This window comes from Streptomyces sp. NPDC086023, from assembly GCF_044540325.1.
Lineage (GTDB): Bacteria > Actinomycetota > Actinomycetes > Streptomycetales > Streptomycetaceae > Streptomyces.
This window is the reverse complement of sequence record NZ_JBITRX010000016.1, coordinates 92,292-111,110: the sequence shown is the minus strand read 5'-3', so window position 1 is coordinate 111,110 and position 18,819 is coordinate 92,292. Positions and strand designations below refer to the sequence as shown.

Genomic DNA, 18,819 nt, shown 5'->3' with positions numbered 1-18,819 from the left:
AGACTGGGTGGGATGAGCAGCCAGCACACCACCCAGCCCCCGGCGGTCGGCGCCGACAGCCCCTTCCGCCCCGCCTCCGCCCGGGACGAGGCGCCCCAGTTCGTCCTGCCGCTGGTGGTCCGCATCGAGAAGGCCGAGCCGCCGGCCCGCACCGACGCGCTGGAGACGGCGGCCCGCGCGGTGCTGGTGCTGCTCACCGACGAGCGGGCGCACGGCGAGGGCGAGTGGGCCCGGGCGGTGCGGGACTGGCAGGACGCGCGGATCCGCAAGGTGGTGCGGCGGGCGCGCGGCGCGGAGTGGCGCAAGGCCGAGACCCTGCCGGGCATCACCGTGCACGGTGACGTGTCACAGGTGCGGGTCTTCCCGCCGGTGCCGCTGGACGGCTGGCCGAAGGAGCTGGTCAAGCTCCAGGTCTCCGGCACGGATCTCGACGACCCGGCCCCGCCCGCCGCACCCGCGCCGGGCACCCCGGTGCTGTGGCTCAACCCGGGCCTCGACATGTCCGCGGGCAAGGCGATGGCCCAGGCCGGGCACGGCGCGCAGCTGGCCTGGTGGGCGCTGGGCGGCGCGGAGCGCCGGGCCTGGCGGGAGGCCGGGTTCCCGCTGGCCGTCCGGACCGCGCCCGAGGAGCGCTGGGCCGCGCTGACGGAGTCCGGGCTGCCGGTGGTCAGGGACGCCGGGTTCACGGAGATCGCGCCCGGCTCCTGCACGGTGGTGGCCGAGCACCCCGCGCTGCCGGGCGCGGGACGCCCGTAGGACGGCCCCCGGGACGACCGCGGGAGAGCCCTCGGGAGCCCGGCGAGGTCCGGCGGGACGCCCGTGGGACAGCCGCGGAACGCACCGTGCGGATAAGCGCGAAGTAAGGAACCTCAAATGTTCCTCTGAACGTCCCCGTCCCTGGATTGGTGCCGCACCATCGGGGCCATGACAGCGTCACGGACCACGGTGACGAAGGAGGGGGACATGAAGCCCATGACACGCCTGGGGGCGGGCATCGGCTGGCGGCCGGAGATCGCCGACGCGATCGAGCGGCTGCCGGAACTGGACTGGGTCGAGGTCGTCGCCGAGAACATCTGCCCCGGCCACCTGCCGGAGCCGCTGGTACGGCTGCGGGAGCGCGGGATCGTGACCGTGCCGCACGGGGTGTCGCTCGGCCTGGGCGGCGCGGAGCGGCCCGACGCGGGGAAGCTGGCCGACCTGGCCGCGCGGGCGGAGGCGCTGGGCGCCCCGCTGGTGACCGAGCACATCGCGTTCGTCCGGGCCGGGGGCGCCCTCACGGCCTCCCCGCGGCTGGAGGCCGGGCACCTGCTGCCCGTCCCGCGCACCCGGGACGCGCTGGACGTGCTCTGCGAGAACGTCCGGATCGCGCAGGACGCGCTGCCGGTGCCGCTGGCGCTGGAGAACATCGCGGCCCTGTTCTCCTGGCCGGAGGACGAGCTGACGGAGGGGCAGTTCCTGGCGGAGCTGGTCGCGCGCACGGGGGTGCGGCTGCTGGTCGACGTCGCCAACCTGCACACCAACCACGTCAACCGCGGCGAGGACCCCTTGGCGGTGCTGGACGCCCTGCCGCTGGAGGCGCTGGCGTACGTGCACGTCGCGGGCGGCGTCGAGCGGGACGGGGTGTGGCACGACACGCACGCGCACCCGGTGCCGGAGGCGGTGCTGGAGCTGCTGGGCCGGCTGCGGGAGCGGGTGGACCCGCCGGGCGTGCTGCTGGAGCGGGACGACGACTTCCCGCCGGAGGCCGAACTGGTGTCCGAGGTGGCCGCGATCCGCGGCGTGCTGTCCCGCCCGCGCGCCCTGTCCCCGGCCGGCCGCTCCGGTACGGGGCTCCTGGCGGAGGGCACGGCACGGGCAACCGGCACGGCGCCGCCCCGGCACCCGGAGGGCGGCGCCCCGGCGGACCGCACGACTCCGGAGGACACCGCCGGGCCCGCCCGGCAGCGGCTCGCGGTGGCGCAGACCGCCGTGCTGTCCGCGCTGGTGGCCGGCACCCCGGTGCCCGAGGGGTTCGACGCGGCCCGGATGCGCGTCCAGGCGCGTGCGCTGGCCGGCAAGCGGGCCGGAGTGGTCGCCAGGGTGGCCCCGGAGCTCCCCCGGATCCTCGGGGAGGTCCCGTACCGCAGGGCGTTCCTCGGCTACGCCAGGACCCGCCCGATGGCCGGCGGATACCGCCGCGACGCGCTCGACTTCGCCGAGCACCTGCTCGCCGCCGGCACCCCGGCCGACGACCGGGCCCGGCGGGAGCTGACCCGGTGGTGGCGCGACCGCACCGGGGCGAAGCCGCCCGGCCGCCTCACCCGCATCGTCCACCGCCTCGCGCCCCGGCGTCCGGCGGGGAGGGGAGTCTCGTGAACGTCCTCGCCGTCCTCGTCTGGGCCGCCGTGATCGGCTCCACCACCGTGCTGGCCGTCGCGGTCCGGCGCCGCCGCGGCAGCGCCGGCGCGACCCCCGCCGTGCTGCACGACCTCACCGAGGTCGCGTTCCTGTCCGGCGGGCCCCGCCGGGTCGTCGACACCGCGCTCGTCGGGCTCTGCTACGACGGGCGCATGATGATCGGCGGTCCCGGCATCGTCCAGGTCCGCTCGGGGGCCCGCGCCGCCGACCCGGTGGAGCGCGCCGTGCTGGCCGCCCACCAGGCGGCGCCGAGCGGGGCGTTGCAGTGGCTGCGGCTGACGGCCGTACGCGACCCGGCCGTGCAGGAGACGGGCGACGCCCTGGCCGCGCGGGGGCTGCTGTCGGCGCCGGGCGAGGGCGAGGCGCTCAAGCGCTGGGCGCTCGCCCACACCCTGGTGTGCCTGTTCATGATGCCGGTGGCCTTCTTCGTGACGGTGGCCCAGTGGGCGTCCACGACCGACCCGTACGTGTACGAGTTCGACGTGCCGTTCTTCGTGCTGGCCGCCCCCGCCCTGTTCCTCGGGTTCGTTGCGGGTGCGTTCCTGCGGGTGAAGGCGGCGCCGCGGATCACCGCCGCGGGCGCGGCGGCCCTGCGGGCCTACACCGTGGCCAACGTCTCCGCCACCGACCCGCAGGTGCTGGTGGCGCTGAACGGGCCCCGGCGGCTGCCCGACCCGCTGCTGCGGGCCCAGCTGCTCCAGCCCGTGGGCGCCGTCGGGCGGGGCGGCCGGCGGGGGCGGGCCGGCGGCGGCGCCCGGCACCCGCACTCGTCCTCGTCCTGCGGTTCCGGCACGGAGGCCGTGATGGTCTGGTGCTCCACGGGCGACTCGGGCGGCGGCTGGGGCACCTCCTGCGGTGCGTCCGGGTCGAGTTGCGGGTCCTCGGGGTCCGGCTGCGGGTCGTCCAGCTCCAGTTGCGGGTCGTCCGGGTCCAGCTGCTCGTCGTCCGGCTCCAGTTGCGGCAGTTCTTCCGGTTCGAGCTGCGGAAGCAGCAGTTCCTGATCACGGGTCCGTCACGAGCGGCTCACACCTTCGGCCGGGGCCGCGCGACCGGGTGCGGGGGCGGGTAGAACGGCCGCCATGTTCTGGGTCCTCTTCCTCCTGTTCGCCTGGGCCGGGGCGCTGGTGTCGTGCACCCGTCTGGTCAGGGCCGCGGCCCAGGCCGCCGGTCCGGGCGACGGGCCACCCCACGGGCCGGACCGCACCGACCCGTCCGACGGCGGGCCCGGCGACGGCCCGCTGAGCCTGTACGAGGCCGCCTACCTGGCCGGCGGCCCGCAGCGGGTGGCCGTGCTGGCGCTGCTGGCCCTGCACGGCCGGCGGCGGCTGCTGCTGGCCCGTACCGGCTGGGCCACCGTGGTCGACCCGGTGGGCCGGGACGAGGTGGAGCGGTCGGTGCTGGCGGCGTTCGGGCCGGACGGCCGGTCGGCGGTGGCGGCGGTCCGCACCGCCGCCGCGGGCGCCCCGCCGGTACGCGCCCTCGGCGAGCGGCTGGGCCGGGCCGGCCTGGCGGTACCGGAGGCGGCCCGGCTGGAGGTGGCGGAGGCGGTGCGCCAGGTGCAGGGGGCCACCCTGCTGATACTGGCGCTGGGCGCGGCGGCGGTGCTGATGCCGGCGCCGGGCGCCGACCAGGTGCTGATCGTGTGGTGGTTCGCGCTGCCGCTGGTGCTGACGGTCAGCTGCCTCGGGATGGCCCGCTTCGAGGCCCACCCGTACTCGCCCTGGGCCTCGCCGGCCGGTCAGCGGCTGCTGGCGGGGCTGGACCGGGACCGGAAGCGGGCGGACGAGCGGGGCTACCTGACGGCGGTGGCGGTACGCGGGCTGTCGGCGGTGCGGGACCCGGACCTGAAGGCGGCGCTGTCGGGCGGACGGGGAGCGGGGGCGGCGCATCGGGGTCATTGAGCCCCGACACCCGGGCCGCGTCCTTTACTTCACCTACGGCCACCCGAATCATCCCATTGTCTGACGGATCGTCCGACGGGATGAGAAGGGGCTGCCGATGCGGGAACCCGTCCGGTACGCGGCCGCCGCCGCGGTGCTCTCCCTGGCCCTCGCCGCCCCGGCGCCCCCGGCCCACGCCGCCGCCCGCCCGCCGTCGAAGACCGCCGGCACCTCACCCCCGGCTGCCGGCACCTCCCCTGCGGCTGCCGGCACCTCCCCTGCGGCCGCCGGCCCCTCCGCCGCGGCCGCGGGTGCCGCGCTCGCCGCGCGCCGCGCCGCCGCGGCCGGTCTCTCCTTCGGCCGCTGCCCGGCCGTCGAGGACCTGCCCGATCCGGTCCGGTGTGCGCTGCTCCGGGTCCCGCTCGACTACGCACGCCCCGACGGCCCGTCACTCACCCTCACCGTGAGCCGGATCCGGGCCGCCGGCCCGGCCGCCGCCCGCCAGGGCGCCCTGGTCTACAACCCGGGCGGCCCGGGCGGCTCCGGCATGCACTTCCCGCTCCTCGCGGGCCTGCCCGAGTGGCGGCGCACCGCCGCCGCCTACGACTTCGTCGGGTACGCCCCCCGCGGGGTGGGCCGCTCGGCGCCCCTGTCGTGCCAGGACCCCGCGGAGTTCGCCCACGCCCCCACCCAGGTCCCGGCCGTGCCCACCACCGCGTACAAGACGGCCCGCCGCGCGGCCGCCCGCGCCTACGCGCACGGCTGCGCCCGGTCCGCCGGCCCGGCCCTGCCGCACTACTCCACCCTCGCCAACGCCCGGGACCTGCACGTGCTGCGGGCCGCGCTGGGCGAGCGGAAGCTGAACTTCCTCGGGGCCTCGTACGGCACGTACCTCGGGGCCGTCTACGCGTCGCTGCACCCCTCGTACGTACGGCGGATGGTCTTCGACTCGGCGGTCGACCCCGACCCGCGGCGCATCTGGTACCGCAACAACCTCGGCCAGTCCCTGGCCTTCGAGTCGCGCTGGCGGGACTTCCGCGCCTGGGTGGCCCGGCACGACCGGACGTACCGGCTGGGCCGCACACCGGAGGCGGTCGGGGAGAGTTACGAGCGGGTGCGGGCGGCGGTGGCCCGGCAGCCGGCGGGCGGCCTGGTCGGCACCGGCGAACTCCAGGCCGCGTACCTCGGGACGGCGTACTACGACGACGTGTGGCCGGCGCGGGCGGCCGCGCTGGCCGCCTTCCTGCGCGGTGACCCGGGCCCGCTGACCGAACAGGCGGCCCCCGGCCCGGCGACGGCGGCCGCGGACGAGAACGCCACGGCCGTCTACACGGCGGTGCTGTGCAACGACGCCCCCTGGCCTGCCGACTGGCGGACCTGGGACCGGGACGGCACCGCGCTGGCCCGCAGGGCCCCGTTCGAGACCTGGCCCAACGTCTGGGTGAACCTGCCGTGCGCCTCCTGGCCCGCACCCCGGCAGCCGGTGACGGAGGTGCGCGCCCGGCCCGGCGCGCTGCCGCACACGCTGGTGGTGGCGGCCGAACGGGACGCGGCCACCCCGTACGCGGGGGCGCTGGAGCTGCAGCGGCGGCTCTCCGGCGCGGCCCTGGTCACCGAGCGGGGCGCGGGCTCCCACGGCGTGGTGGGCGGCCGGAACGGCTGCGTGGACAGCCACGTCGAGCGGTACCTGCTGACGGGCCGGATCCCGGGGTGGCGGGTGGCGTGTGCGCCGCATCCGGAGCCCGCACCGGTGTCGCTGGACGACCGTGCGGCAGGCGCCCCGAGGGGCGTGCTGCCACCGGCCGTCTGAACTTCCGGGCGGGTCCGGCTGCGTCGTTTCGGGGGCGGGCCCCCCGATCCGCCGGAGGCAGTCATCCTCCGGCCCATCCCCCCTGGGGAGGTCAGGCGAGTCCGTCGACCAGGTCGGCGACGGACTTGCGGCGCCCGGTGAAGAAGGGCACCTCTTCACGGACGTGCATGCGGGCCTCGGAGGCGCGCAGGTGGCGCATGAGGTCCACGATCCGGTACAGCTCGTCGGCCTCGAAGGCCAGCAGCCACTCGTAGTCGCCGAGGGAGAAGGAGGCGACGGTGTTGGCGCGCACGTCCGGGAAGCCGCGGGCCATCTTGCCGTGGTCGGCGAGCATGCGGCGGCGGTCCTCGTCGGGCAGCAGGTACCAGTCGTACGAGCGCACGAACGGGTAGACGCTGACGTAGTCGCGGGCGACCTCGTCGGCCAGGAAGGCCGGGATGTGCGACTTGTTGAACTCGGCCGGGCGGTGCAGGGCCATGTTCGACCACACCGGCTCCAGCGCGCGGCCGAGCTTCGTGCGGCGGAAGAGGTTGTAGGCGGTCTGCAGCTCGTCCGCGGTCTCGGCGTGCCACCAGATCATGACGTCCGCGTCGGCGCGCAGGCCGGAGACGTCGTAGGTGCCCCGGACGGTGATGTCCTTGGCGGCCAGCTGGTCGAACAGCTCCTGCACCTCGTCGGCGTAGCCGGCGCGGTCCGTCGGGAGCACGTCCTTGAGCTTGAAGACGGACCACAGGGTGTAGCGAATGACCTCGTTGAGGTCCTTGGCCTTCTTCCCCGCGTTGGGGATCTTCTCTGGTGCAGTCATGCGCCTATTGTCCCGCGTCCTGATCCGTGCTCTGCGCCAGGGTGCCCATGATCGCGTCGACGGCCATGCCGGCACTGGCGATGCAGGCCGGGACGCCCACTCCGTCGTACACCGCGCCGCACACGGCGAGGCCGGGTACGGCGGCCACGGCGGCCCGGATCCTGGACACCCGGGCGAGGTGCCCGACGGGGTACTGGGGCAGGCCCCCGTCCCAGCGGGTGACGGTGGAGGCGACCGGGCGGGCGGCCAGGCCCACGGCGGCGCCGAGGTCGGCCAGGGACACGTCGACCAGCTCGGCGTCCTCGCGCTTCAGGTCGGCCTCGTCGCCGTGCCGGCCCACGGAGGTGCGCAGCAGGAACAGGTCCGGGTCGGCCTCGGCGGACCAGGCCCACTTGTTGCTGCTGAAGGTGGAGGCCTTGATCGTGCGGCCCTCGGTGTGCGGGACGAGGAAGCCGCTGCCGGTGACGGCGGGGGGCAGGTCGGTGCGGCGGAAGGCCAGGGTGACCAGGGCCATGGAGGCGTACTCGACGGCGTCCAGCTCGCCGGCGGCGGCCGGGGCGGCGGTGCGCAGCAGCCGGGCGGCGGGGCCGGCGGGCACGGCGAGCAGCACGGCGTCGGCGGTCAGCGCCTCGCCGCCCGCGGTGGTCACGCGCCAGCCGCCGTCGGGGAGCCGGTCCAGGGCGGCGGCGGGGGTGCCGGTACGCACGTCGGCGCCGGCGGTGCGCACGGCGTCGGCCACGGCGAGCGGGAGGCGGCCGACGCCGCCGGCGAGGCCCTGGAAGACCGGGCCGGTGGCGGCCGCGCCGATCAGGGTCGTGGTGGCGGCGTCGCCCTGGACCGCGCGGACGCTCTCGGCGAGCGTCCGGTGGGTGCGGGCGGCCTCGTACAGCTTCGGGACGGCGGCGCGCAGCGAGACGCGGTAGGCGTCGCCCGCGTAGACGCCGCCGAGCAGCGGCTCGACGAGCCGGTCGACGAGTTCGCGGCCGGCGCGGGCGGCGACGTACTCGCCGACGCCGATGTCCTCGCCGACCTCGGTCGGGGGCAGTTCGGCGTCCCGGGCCACCCGGGCGAGGCCCTCCTCGGAGAGCAGGCCGGAGGCGCGCAGCAGGCCGACGTCGGCGGTGGCGCCCATGACGTGGCCGCGGGGCATGGGCAGCAGCGTGCCGCGGGTCCACAGGGCGGCGGTGGCGGTGGCGGGCGGCTGGAGGGCGTCGCCGAGGCCCACCGCGCGGGCCAGTTCCACCGCTTCGGGGCGGCGGGCGAGCAGGGACTCGGCGCCCAGGTCGACGGGGGCGCCCGCGAGCTCGCCCGCGTACAGCTTCCCGCCGAGGCGGTCCCCGGCCTCCAGCAGGGTCACGCGGACGCCCTCGCCGGTGAGGCGGTGGGCCGCGGCCAGGCCGGAGATGCCGCCCCCGATGACGACGACGCGGCGCGGCCGGCCCCGCTCCCGGCCTTCCGTCCCGCTTCGTCCCGTACGCGTGTCCGCTTCTCGCATGGGGTCATCGTCTCATTTCCCTTACCGAGGCCGGACCGTGACCGGTTCGGGACCGCCCGACGGCAACCCGGGGCGGGTGTCGCCACGTCGAACCCGTGCAGAACGACGGACCACGATCTCGGGGATGGCCAAGATGCGCGCAGCCGCGACCGCACGACGACGTACCGCCCTTGCCCTGGCGGCCCTGTCCCTGTCGGGGGCGCTCGCGCTCACCGGCTGCGGGGCCGGGGACGGCATGGGCGGCGCGAGCAAGAGCGCCGACCTGTCCGACGGCGCGCGCCGGGAGGCGGCGCCGGGGGCGGTCGCGCCCGGCGCGGACGAGAAGGGCGGCACCGGCAGCGCCGGGAGCGCGGCGTCGAAGGGGCCGAAAGCGCCCGCTGTCCGCCCGCAGATCATCCGTACCGCCCAGCTGTCGGTGCAGGTGAAGGACGCGGCCGGGGCCCTGGCGTCGGCCCGCGCGGCCACCGTGGCCGCGGGCGGCTACGTGGGCAACGAGACCACCCGGCGCGACGTGTCCGGGGACGGCGGCTCCGCGCTGGTCTCGGAGGTGACGCTGCGCGTGCCGGCCGAGCAGTTCGACGGCCTGCTCGCCTCGCTGGAGGGCGGCGGGAAGCTGCTCAGCCGCAAGGTGTCGGCCCAGGACGTCACCCAGCAGGTGGTGGACGTCGAGAGCCGGGTGAAGTCGCAGCAGGCGAGTGTGGCGCGGGTGCGGGCGATGATGGACCGGGCCGGCGAGCTGAGCGACGTGGTCATGCTGGAAGGCGAACTGAGCCGCCGTCAGGCCGAGCTGGAGTCGCTGCTGGCGCAGCGGGACGCGCTGAAGGACCAGACCTCGCTCGCCACCATCACGCTGGAGCTGACCGAGCCGCAGGCGCGGCACGCGGGCGGGGACGAGGACGAGCCCGGTTTCCTGGACGCCCTGTCCGGTGGCTGGGACGCCTTCCTCGCGGTGCTGCGCTGGATCGCGCTGGTGCTCGGCGCGGCGCTGCCGGAGGCGGCTGCCGGGGCCGGGGGCGGGTCCGACGGGACCGTCAAGGCGGGCGTGCCCGCGGCGCGTGCCGCGGCCGACGGAGCCCCCGAGGTGACGGACCCGGCGCGCCCCGGACAGGACTGAACCCGCCCGCGCCCGTAGCGTGTTCGCAGGACACCGGCGGGCGAGGACGGGAGCGGACGATGGCGGCGGAACGACTGGTGGTCGTCGGGGGCGACGCGGCGGGCATGTCCGCCGCGTCCCAGGCCCGCAGGCTCCGTGGCGTGGACAACCTGGAGATCGTGGCCTTCGAGCGGTCGCCGTTCACCTCGTACTCGGCGTGCGGCATCCCGTACTGGATCGGCGGCGCGGTCTCCGGGCGGGACGAGCTGGTCGCCCGTACACCGGAGGAGCACCGGGCCCGGGGCATCGACCTGCGGACCAGGACCGAGGTCACCGAGCTGGACCTGGCCGGCCGGCGGGTGCGGGCCCGGGACCTGGAGACCGGCGAGGAGTCGTGGACCGGCTGGGACAAGCTGGTGCTGGCCACCGGGGCACGCCCGCTGCGGCCCCCGCTGCCCGGCATCGACGCGCCCGGCGTGCACGGCGTACAGACGCTGGAGGACGGCCAGGCGCTGCTGGACTCCCTGTCCGACACCGCCGGCCGCCGGGCCGTGGTGGTGGGCGCCGGGTACATCGGCGTCGAGATGGCGGAGGCGCTGACCGGGCGGGGCTTCGAGGTGACGGTGCTGCACCGGGGCGCCCAGCCGATGGCCACGCTCGACCCGGACATGGGCGGCCTGGTGCACCGGGCGATGAACGGCATGGGGATCGCCACGGTCGCGCGCGCCGAGGTCGTCAAGGTCCTCACGGACGGGGACGGCCGCGTCAGGGCGGTGGCCACCGCCGACGGCACGGAGTACCCGGCGGACGTGGTGGTGCTGGGCATCGGCGTGGAGCCGCGCACGGAGCTGGCCCGGGCGGCCGGGCTGCCGCTGGGCGACTCGGGCGGCCTGCTGACCGACCTGTCGATGCGGGTGCGCGGCCAGGAGGACGTCTGGGCGGGCGGCGACTGCGTGGAGGTGCTCGACCTGGTCTCGGGCCGGAACCGGCACATCCCGCTGGGCACGCACGCCAACAAGCACGGCCAGGTGATCGGCTCTGGCGTGGGCGGCGGCTACGCGACCTTCCCGGGCGTGGTCGGCACCGCGGTGAGCAAGGTCTGCGACCTGGAGATCGCCCGCACCGGGCTGCGCGAGAAGGACGCCCTGGCGGTCGGCCTGCGGTTCGTGACGGCGACGATCACGTCGACGAACACGGCCGGGTACTACCCGGGCGCGACGGAGATGACCGTGAAGATGCTGGCGGAGCGGCGGACGGGCCGGCTGCTGGGCGTCCAGATCGTCGGCGGCCCGGGCTCGGCGAAGCGGGTGGACATCGCGGCCGTGGCCCTCACTGCGGGCATGACGGTGGAACAGGTGGTGGCCCTGGACCTGGGCTACGCGCCCCCGTTCTCCCCGGTCTGGGACCCGGTCCTGGTGGCGGCCCGCAAGGCGGTCCACGCGGTGCGCGCAGCAGGGGTGTGACCCCGGCGGGGCGGGGAAGACAGCCTCGTACGCGCCGGGCTCAGGGGGGCGGATGGCGGAGACGACGGGGACGCGCCGTGCGGGAAGGACCGTCGGCAGCGCGGCCCTGACCGTCACGGTCGGCGTGGCGGTCAACCAGATCCTCAACGACGACAAGTTCAGCTGGACCTGGCTGTACGTGTCCCTGGCGGTGGCGGTGCTGGCGTTCCTGTACTCGGAAAGCGTGCCGCGCGCCCGTGCCGGCGACGGCCGCGGCAGCCGCCGGGTCTACCTGCGGCAGCTGCGGGCGGACGTGCGGGACATGGAAACGGTGGGCATCGCGACCCACGGCGAGTTCGTGCTGCGCACGCACCAGGTGTACGTGGACGTCAGCCTGGCCCCCCAGACGGTGCAGGCGACCGCCGGGGCGCCGTACCTGGGCGCGGTGTCCGAGCAGGAGACCGCCCCGGGCCGGCGCCGCTCCCTCGAATCCGTCCTCCGCGACGCCGAGGAGGGAACGGCCGCCCGGATCCTGGCGGTGGTCGGCGGTCCCGGCTCGGGCAAGACGACGCTGGCCCGCAGCACCGCCCTGTCCCTGTGCGAACGCGGCCGGCGTCCCTGGGCGCGTCGGCTTCCGGTGCTGCTCTACCTGCGCGACCACGCCGCCACGCTCCTCGCCGACGAGCCGCCGCACCTGGCGCAGGTGGCCGTCTCCGCGGGCTGGCTGGAGGGCAAGGTGTCCGCCGGCTGGCTGGAGCGCAGGCTCGATGCCGGCCGCTGCGTGGTGCTGCTCGACGGCTTGGACGAGGTCGCCGACCCCGCCGAGCGCGGCCGGGTGGCGGCCTGGGTCACCCGCCAGACACAGCGCCACCCCGACAACGTCTACGTGGTGACCTCGCGCCCGCACGGCTACCAGACCAACCCGCTGCCGGGCGCCGAGGTCCTCCAGGTGCGGCGGTTCACCGGAGACCAGATCTCCCGGTACCTGCACCAGTGGCACTACGCGATGGAGAGCCGGGCCCGGGCCCTCACCCGGCGCGCGGCCCGCGCGGCCACGGACGGCCCGCTGGCCCGCCTGCGCACCCGCGCCGACACCGACCGGCACGTACGGGCGGCCGCCGACCGGGGCGCGCGGGACCTGCTGGCCCGGCTGCGGGCCGAGTCGGCGCTGTACGACCTGGCCTCGAACCCCCTGCTCCTGACGATGATCGCCAACGTGCACCGCTACCGCGGTGAACTGCCGGGCACCCGCGCCGGCCTGTACGCGGAGATGTGCGACGTCCTGCTGCACCGCCGCTACGAGGACCGGGGCCTGCGCGACGCCACCGGCCTGAGCGGCCCGCACAAACAGCACGTCATCCAGCACCTGGCCCTGGCGATGATGCGGGCCAGGGTGCGGGACTGGCCCGCGGCCGACGCCGCGCGGGCGATCCGCCGCCCGCTGCGGCACGTACCCGGCAGCGTGCCGCCCGAGCTGTTCCTGGCAGAAGCCCGCAAGAGCGGCCTCCTGGTCGAGCGCGACCACGGCTTCTACGGCTTCGCCCACCTGACCCTCCAGGAGTACCTCGCCGCCGCCCTCCTCAGCACCCCCCGCGCCGACACCGGCCTGCTGACCGGCAACATCGGCGACCCGTGGTGGCGGGAGACCGTCCTTTTGTGGTGCGCGGGCAACGACGCCACCGACGTCATCACCGCCTGCCTGGACACCGGCACGGTCCCGGCGCTGGCCCTGGCCGCCGACTGCGCCGACCAGGCCGGGACGGTCGACCCTGCGGTCCGCGCCCGCCTGGAGACCAGACTGTCCCCGCCCGCGCTCGGGGAGCCCCACGACCCGTCCCGCGAGCGGCTCCTGGCCGGCATCCACGCCACCCGCTTCCTGCGGGACACGGTCCCGCTCGGCGAATCCGCGGCCCTGTGCCTGCGCCCCGTGCCGCGCGTCCTCTACGACTGCTTCGTCCGCCAGGAGGAGACCGACGGCCGCCACCACCCCTCTCGCCCGGACACCACCGGGTCCGGGGCGCACGCGAACGGCGGAGGGACGGACGACGGCCCCACGGTGGCCACGGGGATGCTCTCCGGCGACGCCGAGCGCTTCGTCGCCTGGCTCGGCTCCGTCACCGCCGGCCTCGTCCATCGGCTGCCCATGCCGGCGGAGCTTCCCCTGCGGGTTGACCCGGATGACGCCGAGGTGCATCCCGAACCGTCCGCCGGGCTGGCCGCCTTCGTGAACCGCCACACCGTGTGGGTGCGCGACGGCACGGAGACCGTCCTGCTCCGGCCGCCGGGCGTCCCCTGGCCGTTCCGGCCCCCGGCCGAACGGGTGCGGGCGGCCCCCGCCGCCGACCTCGGCGAAGCTGCCCGTCATCTGCGCCTGCTCTTCACCCATCGGCGGGAGGACGTGGGGTGGGAGAACTGGGCCGGAGTCCTCGCGACGGCGCTGGCGCTCGCTTCGGAGTCGCCCGGCACGCCCGCCACGGAACCGTGGGCACCCGTCCTGGCCCTCGCAGTCGCCCACGCCGCCGCCCGCGCCCGCGCGGCCGGCACCGCCGCCGCCCCCAGCGCCGTCCCGTACGTGGAGGACCTCGTCGCGTTGCTCACGTCAGACTCCGCCGACGACCCGGCCCGGGACTGGACAGACCTGGCCGACCGCGCCCACGATCGCGCCCGTGACATCGCCCGTGCTCTCGGCGAGGCGACGCACATCCCGCGGATCCACGCCTTGGAGGAAGCCCTGGCCGTCGCCACCGCGCTGGCCGGTCATCTCGCACGTGCCGCCTCGTACGGCCGGACGCTCGGCCCCGCGCGCGACCGCCTTGCCCGTACCCCCTCCGAACCACATGAGATCACGGCTGCCCTGGTCGTCGCCCTCGGCGTGCCCGCCGACCCGCTGCCCACCGAGGTTCGGTTCCCGGCCTTGGACCTCGCCCACGCCCGGGACCCCGGTCTCGCCGCACGGCTCGCTGCCGAGCTCGGTGGCCCGGGGGACGACGACACCCTCCTCGCCGACGCGCTCGACGAGACCCTCGACCTCGCGCTCGGCGCTCACACCGGGACGCTGGATGTCGTCCTCACGGCCTTCCGCACACTGCTCGGCGTGCCTCCCTGGCCTGGCGCCGAAGGGCCCGTGGTGCTCCGGAACCTCGGCATCTTCATGCAGGACGTCGGAGGCCAGTCGCTCGACTCCGAGTCTCCGGTGGACCCGGCCGCCACCCTGCGGCGTATCGGGATCCTTCTGCGGTCCGACCCGCCCGACGTGCCGCCGGGACTTCTCGACGACCTGAGACTCCTGGTGCGCCAGAGCCTCGGGCTCGTGACTTCCCTTCGCGACCGGAGACCGCACTTCGGCCCCCGCACCCCGGCCTGCATCCGGTTCGCGGTGCTCGCGGCGTTCACGGCGCTCCGCCTGGTCGACCGGGGCCACCACCCCGCAGCCAGGCTCCTGCACCTCGCGTGGCAGTCCCTGATCGCGCACGATCCCCCCACCGGCGCGGGCGTGGCGGACCCCAACCAGATCCTCGTGATCGTCCGCGACGACGCCCCGCCCGCGGAAAACGCGAACGTCCGCGCCGCCGGGGCGTGAGGCCCCGGCGGCGCGGACGGGCGAAGGGCAGACCGCGGCGGCTAGCGCTGCGTGCGCGTGTGGACGTACTCCACCAGGCGGGTCAGGGCGTCGGGGTCCGTGGTCGGGAGGACGCCGTGGCCGAGGTTGAAGACGTGGCCCTCAAGACCGGCGGCCGCGGCCAGGACCTCGTCCGTCTTCCTCTCGACGGCCTCCGTCGTGGAGAAGAGGACGGCCGGGTCCAGGTTGCCCTGGAGCGCCTTGCCGGGGCCCACCCGGCGGGCGGCCTCGTCCAGCGCCACCCGGTAGTCGACGCCCACGACGTCCGCGCCGGCCTCGCCCATCAGGCCGAGCAGCTCGCCGGTGCCCACGCCGAAGTGGATGCGCGGGACGCCGTACGAGGCGACGGACTCCAGGACCTTCGCCGACGCCGGCATCACCGAGCGGCGGTAGTCGGCCGGGGACAGGGCGCCGACCCAGGAGTCGAAGAGCTGGATCGCGGAGGCGCCGGCCTCGATCTGGACCTTCAGGAAGGCGGAGGTGATCTCGGCGAGGCGGTCGACCAGGTCGGCCCAGAGCTGCGGGTCGCCGTACATGAGCGCCTTGGTGTGCTCGTGGTTGCGCGACGGGCCGCCCTCGACCAGGTAGCTCGCGAGGGTGAACGGTGCGCCGGCGAAGCCGATCAACGGCGTGCCGCCGAGTTCACCCGTGAGCATGCCGATGGCCTCGGTGACGTACGGGACGTCCTCGGGGGTCAGGTCGCGCAGCTGTGCGAGGTCGGCGCGGGAGCGGATCGGCTGGGCGACGACCGGACCGACGCCCGGCTTGATGTCCAGGTCGATGCCGATGGCCTTGAGCGGGACGACGATGTCGCTGAAGAAGATCGCGGCGTCGACGTTGTGGCGGCGGACCGGCTGCAGCGTGATCTCGGTGACCAGGTCGGGGCGCATGCAGGACTCGAGCATCTGGGTGCCCTCGCGGACCCGGCGGTACTCGGGGAGTGAGCGCCCGGCCTGGCGCATGAACCACACGGGGGTGTGCGGTACGGGCTCGCGGCGGCACGCCTTCAGGAAGGCGGAATCGTACGTCTGGCTCTGCTGGCCCGCGGGCCGGTCAATGGCGCTCACGGTGCAAATCTTCGCACGTATGAAGAAGTGCCCGACCCGGGGCGGGTGTCCCTGCGCCGGACGGGGCCTCCTTCCGCCTAGTCTTCCCCGCATGGCTGCGGCTCAGGGACGATTTTCAGATGGCGCTGACGGTACTGACAGCGCGGAGGAGAGCTCCGTCCCGCTCCCGTTCCGGCGGGCGGTCGACGGCTTGAGGAAGGCGCGGCTGAGGCCGGGGATCGAGATCGACCCCACCGCACCGCCCAAGAGACTGGCCCCGCACGCCTACGCACTGGAGGCGGCGGTGGTCGAGGACGACGAGGACCTCGCCGACGGACGGCTGATCCTGCTGCACGACCCGGCCGGGCACGAGGCCTGGCACGGGACCTTCCGGCTGGTGACGCTCGTACGGGCGGAGCTGGAGCCGGAGATGGCGGCGGACCCGCTGCTGCCCGAGGTGTGCTGGTCGTGGCTGACCGGGGCGCTGGAGGCGCGGGGGCTGACGTACGGGGAGGCGAGCGGCACGGTGACCCGGGCCGGCTCGTACTACTTCGGCGGGCTGTCGGCGCGGAGACCGGCGACCCAGATCGAGATCAGGGCCTCGTGGACGCCGCGCGAGGGCGTGGGAGGGGTGCCGGACACGGCGGCCCACCTTTCGGCCTGGTGCGAGCTGCTGGCCCAGGTGGCGGGGCTGCCGCCGGCGGGCCCGGCCGACACGGCCGTGGTCTCCCTGCCACAGCGGCGCGGCCCGCACCACCCGTAGGACGCGGCCCGCACCCGGCGCGGGAAGCGGGCCGCACCCCGTGGGCGCGGCCCGCACCACCCGTGGGAGTGGGCCGCACCACCCGTAGGAGTGGTCCGTCCGGCCGTGCGTGCGGGGCACGTACGGCCGGATCCGACCGCATCGGCGCGGGCGGAGTGTCCCCCTTGCGGGGTTCTGATCACCCTACGATCGATCGCCCGTCCGAATTGCCCGAATTGTTACTCACCAAATCGTGATCATTCCCTAAAGCCGGGCGGGTGACGTGCCGAAGAGGTCAGTGACCATCCGCACGGTTCGCACCGGCTTCTTCCCCGAGCCGGCCGTCCCGCCACTCCCCAGGAGGCCTGGTGTCCGTTCTTCTCGAGCAGCCCGCAAGCCTGGTCGCCTACCGCCCGAACAAGCCGACGGCCATGGTCGTCGTGGCCGACCCGCGCGTCCGTTCCACCGTGACCCGCCATCTGTGGGCCCTCGGAGTACGTGACGTCATCGAGGCGTCGTCCATCGCGGAGGCCCGCCCCCGCGTCGGCAACCCGCGCGACATCTGCGTGGCCGACGTCCACCTGCCCGACGGTTCCGGTCTCACCCTGCTGTCCGAGACGCGCGCCGCGGGCTGGCCCAACGGCCTGGCCCTGTCCGCCGCCGACGACATCGGCGCGGTACGCAACGCCCTCGCGGGCGGCGTCAAGGGTTACGTCGTCACCGGTACGCGCACCAACCTCGGCCTGCCCAGCCGTCCCGGCGCCGCCCCCATCGGCGCCGCGGCGGCCCGGATGCACCGCCGCCCCCCGGGTGCCCCGAGCCACCCGGGCGGCTACCGCGAGCTGTCCGGCCGGGAGGTCGAGGTGCTCCGCCTCGTCGCCGAGGGCCAGTCCAACAAGGCCATCGGCGTCTCGATGGGCCTGTCCGCCCTGACCGTCAAGTCCCACCTCGCCCGGATCGCCCGCAAGCTGGGCACCGGGGACCGGGCCGGGATGGTCGCGGTCGCCCTGCGGACCGGGATCATCCACTGACCCCGGGTCCGCGAATACCCGGCATATCCACGGCAAACGGCCGGACAACGGCTTTACACAACGACCGCGCCCGTCGACGGAACGTTCCGGCGACGGGCGCGCCGTATCCACGGATACCCTTGACAGGTGACCGACGCCCAAGAGACCACACGTGACGCGACCACACCGCGCACCACCACCGGGGGCGGCCCTCCGGACGACGTCGTTTCTGCCGATGGGCTGCCGATCCCGTTGCTCGAACCCCGCGAGGGGATTCCGCCGGTGGTCGCCGACCAGGACGGCCTGGACCGGGTGATCGCGGCCTTCGCCGCGGGCACCGGCCCGGTGGCCGTCGACGCCGAGCGCGCCTCCGGCTACCGCTACGGCCAGCGCGCCTACCTGGTGCAGCTGCGCCGCGAGGGCGCCGGCTCCGCGCTGGTCGACCCGGTGGGCTGTCCCGACCTGTCGGGCCTCGGCGAGGTGCTCTCCGGCACCGAGTGGATCCTGCACGCCGCCACCCAGGACCTGCCGTGCCTGCGCGAAATAGGCATGGTGCCCAGCACGCTGTTCGACACCGAGCTGGCCGGACGGCTGGCCGGCTTCCCGCGGGTGGGCCTGGGCGCGATGGTCGAGAGCGTCCTCGGCTACGCCCTGGAGAAGGGCCACTCGGCCGTCGACTGGTCCACCCGCCCGCTGCCCGAGCCCTGGCTGCGCTACGCCGCGCTCGACGTGGAGCTGCTGGTGGACCTGCGGGACGCGCTGGAGAAGGAGCTGGACCGCCAGGGCAAGCTGGAGTGGGCCCGGCAGGAGTTCGACGCCATCGCCTCGGCCCCGCCCGCCCCGCCGCGCAAGGACCCCTGGCGCCGCACCTCCGGCATGCACAAGGTGCGCCGCCGCCGCCAGATGGCGGTGGTGCGGGAGCTGTGGAACACCCGCGACCGGATCGCGCAGCGTCGCGACGTCTCCCCCGGCAAGGTGCTGGGCGACGCGGCCATCGTCGAGGCCGCCCTCGCCCTGCCGCTGAACGTGCACGCGCTCGCCGCGCTGCCGGGCTACGGCCAGCGCATGGGACGGCGCCAGCTCGACCAGTGGATGGCCGCCGTGGACCGGGCCAAGGCCCTCCCCGACACCGAGCTGCCGCAGCCGGGCCAGACCCCGTCCGGTCCCCCGCCGCCGCGCTCATGGGCGGAGAAGGACCCGGTCGCCGCGGCCCGGCTCTCGGCGGCGCGGGCCGCCGTCTCCGCGCTGGCGGAGGAGCTGAACCTGCCGCAGGAGAACCTGATCACGCCGGACACGGTGCGCCGGCTGTGCTGGGAGCCCCCGCAGCGGGTGGACCGGGACACGGTGGCCGAGGCCCTCGCCGGCTACGGCGCCCGCCCCTGGCAGGTCGAGCAGGTGACCCCGGCCCTGGTCGGGGCCCTGACCTCCGCGCAGGCCTGACCCGCGACACCCCGAGAGCCCCCCGGCCATCCGTCCGGGG

Annotated in this window: 14 protein-coding genes; 11 read left to right on the top strand and 3 right to left on the bottom strand. The window is 75.7% G+C overall.

Annotated features, from left to right (window positions below):
• The first annotated feature begins 12 nt into the window (after positions 1 to 12).
• The 5 genes from ACIF6F_RS27950 to ACIF6F_RS27930 all read left to right on the top strand — a co-directional run bounded on the left by ACIF6F_RS27950 (position 13) and on the right by ACIF6F_RS27930 (position 6,087).
• Positions 13 to 756 carry a peptidyl-tRNA hydrolase gene (locus ACIF6F_RS27950; RefSeq protein WP_399952408.1) on the top strand — a complete coding sequence of 248 codons (744 nt, stop codon included), beginning with the start codon at positions 13 to 15 and terminating at the stop codon, positions 754 to 756.
• Between the two features lie 207 nt (positions 757 to 963).
• Entirely contained in the window at positions 964 to 2,355 is a 1,392-nt protein-coding gene (locus ACIF6F_RS27945) for a DUF692 family multinuclear iron-containing protein (protein WP_399952405.1), read from the top strand.
• Positions 2,352 to 3,398, top strand: coding sequence for a TIGR04222 domain-containing membrane protein (locus tag ACIF6F_RS27940; RefSeq protein ID WP_399952402.1), 1,047 nt, complete (start codon positions 2,352 to 2,354; stop codon positions 3,396 to 3,398). The genes ACIF6F_RS27945 and ACIF6F_RS27940 overlap by 4 nt, the downstream gene beginning before the upstream one ends.
• A 78-nt stretch (positions 3,399 to 3,476) precedes the next feature.
• Positions 3,477 to 4,298 (top strand): TIGR04222 domain-containing membrane protein, encoded by an 822-nt coding sequence (locus ACIF6F_RS27935; RefSeq protein WP_399952399.1) that lies wholly within the window; start codon positions 3,477 to 3,479, stop codon positions 4,296 to 4,298.
• A 97-nt stretch (positions 4,299 to 4,395) separates the two neighbouring features.
• Positions 4,396 to 6,087 carry an alpha/beta hydrolase gene (locus ACIF6F_RS27930; protein WP_399952396.1) on the top strand — a complete coding sequence of 564 codons (1,692 nt, stop codon included), beginning with the start codon at positions 4,396 to 4,398 and terminating at the stop codon, positions 6,085 to 6,087.
• Positions 6,088 to 6,178: 91 nt separating this feature from the next.
• Here ACIF6F_RS27930 and hemQ read toward each other — a convergent pair whose 3' ends face one another.
• Together hemQ and hemG are read right to left on the bottom strand one after the other, a co-directional pair.
• Entirely contained in the window at positions 6,179 to 6,892 is a 714-nt protein-coding gene (gene hemQ / locus ACIF6F_RS27925; RefSeq protein ID WP_399952393.1) for a hydrogen peroxide-dependent heme synthase, read from the bottom strand.
• A gap of 4 nt (positions 6,893 to 6,896) precedes the next feature.
• The gene (gene hemG, locus ACIF6F_RS27920) at positions 6,897 to 8,387 is read right to left on the bottom strand and encodes a protoporphyrinogen oxidase (RefSeq protein WP_399952390.1); all 1,491 of its coding nucleotides are present in this window, start codon (positions 8,385 to 8,387) and stop codon (positions 6,897 to 6,899) included.
• A gap of 124 nt (positions 8,388 to 8,511) precedes the next feature.
• Here hemG and ACIF6F_RS27915 point away from each other — a divergent pair, with 124 nt between their 5' ends.
• Genes ACIF6F_RS27915 through ACIF6F_RS27905 form a run of 3 tightly spaced genes read left to right on the top strand, consistent with a single transcriptional unit; the run spans position 8,512 to position 14,502 of the window.
• Complete coding sequence (locus ACIF6F_RS27915; RefSeq protein ID WP_399952387.1) at positions 8,512 to 9,501, top strand: DUF4349 domain-containing protein; 990 nt, start codon at positions 8,512 to 8,514, stop codon at positions 9,499 to 9,501.
• A 59-nt stretch (positions 9,502 to 9,560) separates the two neighbouring features.
• Entirely contained in the window at positions 9,561 to 10,943 is a 1,383-nt protein-coding gene (locus tag ACIF6F_RS27910; RefSeq protein WP_399952384.1) for an FAD-dependent oxidoreductase, read from the top strand.
• A gap of 52 nt (positions 10,944 to 10,995) precedes the next feature.
• The gene (locus ACIF6F_RS27905) at positions 10,996 to 14,502 is read left to right on the top strand and encodes an NACHT domain-containing protein (protein ID WP_399952379.1); all 3,507 of its coding nucleotides are present in this window, start codon (positions 10,996 to 10,998) and stop codon (positions 14,500 to 14,502) included.
• Between the two features lie 41 nt (positions 14,503 to 14,543).
• Here ACIF6F_RS27905 and hemE read toward each other — a convergent pair whose 3' ends face one another.
• Positions 14,544 to 15,608 carry a uroporphyrinogen decarboxylase gene (hemE, locus tag ACIF6F_RS27900; protein WP_399952375.1) on the bottom strand — a complete coding sequence of 355 codons (1,065 nt, stop codon included), beginning with the start codon at positions 15,606 to 15,608 and terminating at the stop codon, positions 14,544 to 14,546.
• Between the two features lie 91 nt (positions 15,609 to 15,699).
• Between hemE and ACIF6F_RS27895 the strand changes: the two genes are divergently transcribed.
• From ACIF6F_RS27895 to ACIF6F_RS27885, 3 genes are all read left to right on the top strand, one after another.
• Positions 15,700 to 16,350, top strand: a complete 651-nt coding sequence (locus tag ACIF6F_RS27895; RefSeq protein ID WP_399952371.1) for a DUF3000 domain-containing protein — start codon at positions 15,700 to 15,702, stop codon at positions 16,348 to 16,350.
• A 347-nt stretch (positions 16,351 to 16,697) separates the two neighbouring features.
• Positions 16,698 to 17,360: a LuxR C-terminal-related transcriptional regulator gene (locus ACIF6F_RS27890; protein ID WP_399952367.1), complete on the top strand. Its 663-nt coding sequence runs from the start codon at positions 16,698 to 16,700 to the stop codon at positions 17,358 to 17,360.
• Positions 17,361 to 17,486: 126 nt separating this feature from the next.
• Positions 17,487 to 18,779, top strand: coding sequence for an HRDC domain-containing protein (locus tag ACIF6F_RS27885; protein WP_399952364.1), 1,293 nt, complete (start codon positions 17,487 to 17,489; stop codon positions 18,777 to 18,779).
• Positions 18,780 to 18,819: the final 40 nt, after the last annotated feature.

Coding starts and splice junctions, on each gene's coding strand:
- ACIF6F_RS27950 (WP_399952408.1), top strand. CDS start 13: ATGAGCAGCCAGCACACCACCCAGCCCCCGGCGGTCGGCGCCGACAGC.
- ACIF6F_RS27945 (WP_399952405.1), top strand. CDS start 964: ATGAAGCCCATGACACGCCTGGGGGCGGGCATCGGCTGGCGGCCGGAG.
- ACIF6F_RS27935 (WP_399952399.1), top strand. CDS start 3,477: ATGTTCTGGGTCCTCTTCCTCCTGTTCGCCTGGGCCGGGGCGCTGGTG.
- ACIF6F_RS27930 (WP_399952396.1), top strand. CDS start 4,396: ATGCGGGAACCCGTCCGGTACGCGGCCGCCGCCGCGGTGCTCTCCCTG.
- hemQ (WP_399952393.1), bottom strand. CDS start 6,892: ATGACTGCACCAGAGAAGATCCCCAACGCGGGGAAGAAGGCCAAGGAC.
- hemG (WP_399952390.1), bottom strand. CDS start 8,387: ATGCGAGAAGCGGACACGCGTACGGGACGAAGCGGGACGGAAGGCCGG.
- ACIF6F_RS27915 (WP_399952387.1), top strand. CDS start 8,512: ATGGCCAAGATGCGCGCAGCCGCGACCGCACGACGACGTACCGCCCTT.
- ACIF6F_RS27910 (WP_399952384.1), top strand. CDS start 9,561: ATGGCGGCGGAACGACTGGTGGTCGTCGGGGGCGACGCGGCGGGCATG.
- ACIF6F_RS27905 (WP_399952379.1), top strand. CDS start 10,996: ATGGCGGAGACGACGGGGACGCGCCGTGCGGGAAGGACCGTCGGCAGC.
- ACIF6F_RS27895 (WP_399952371.1), top strand. CDS start 15,700: ATGGCTGCGGCTCAGGGACGATTTTCAGATGGCGCTGACGGTACTGAC.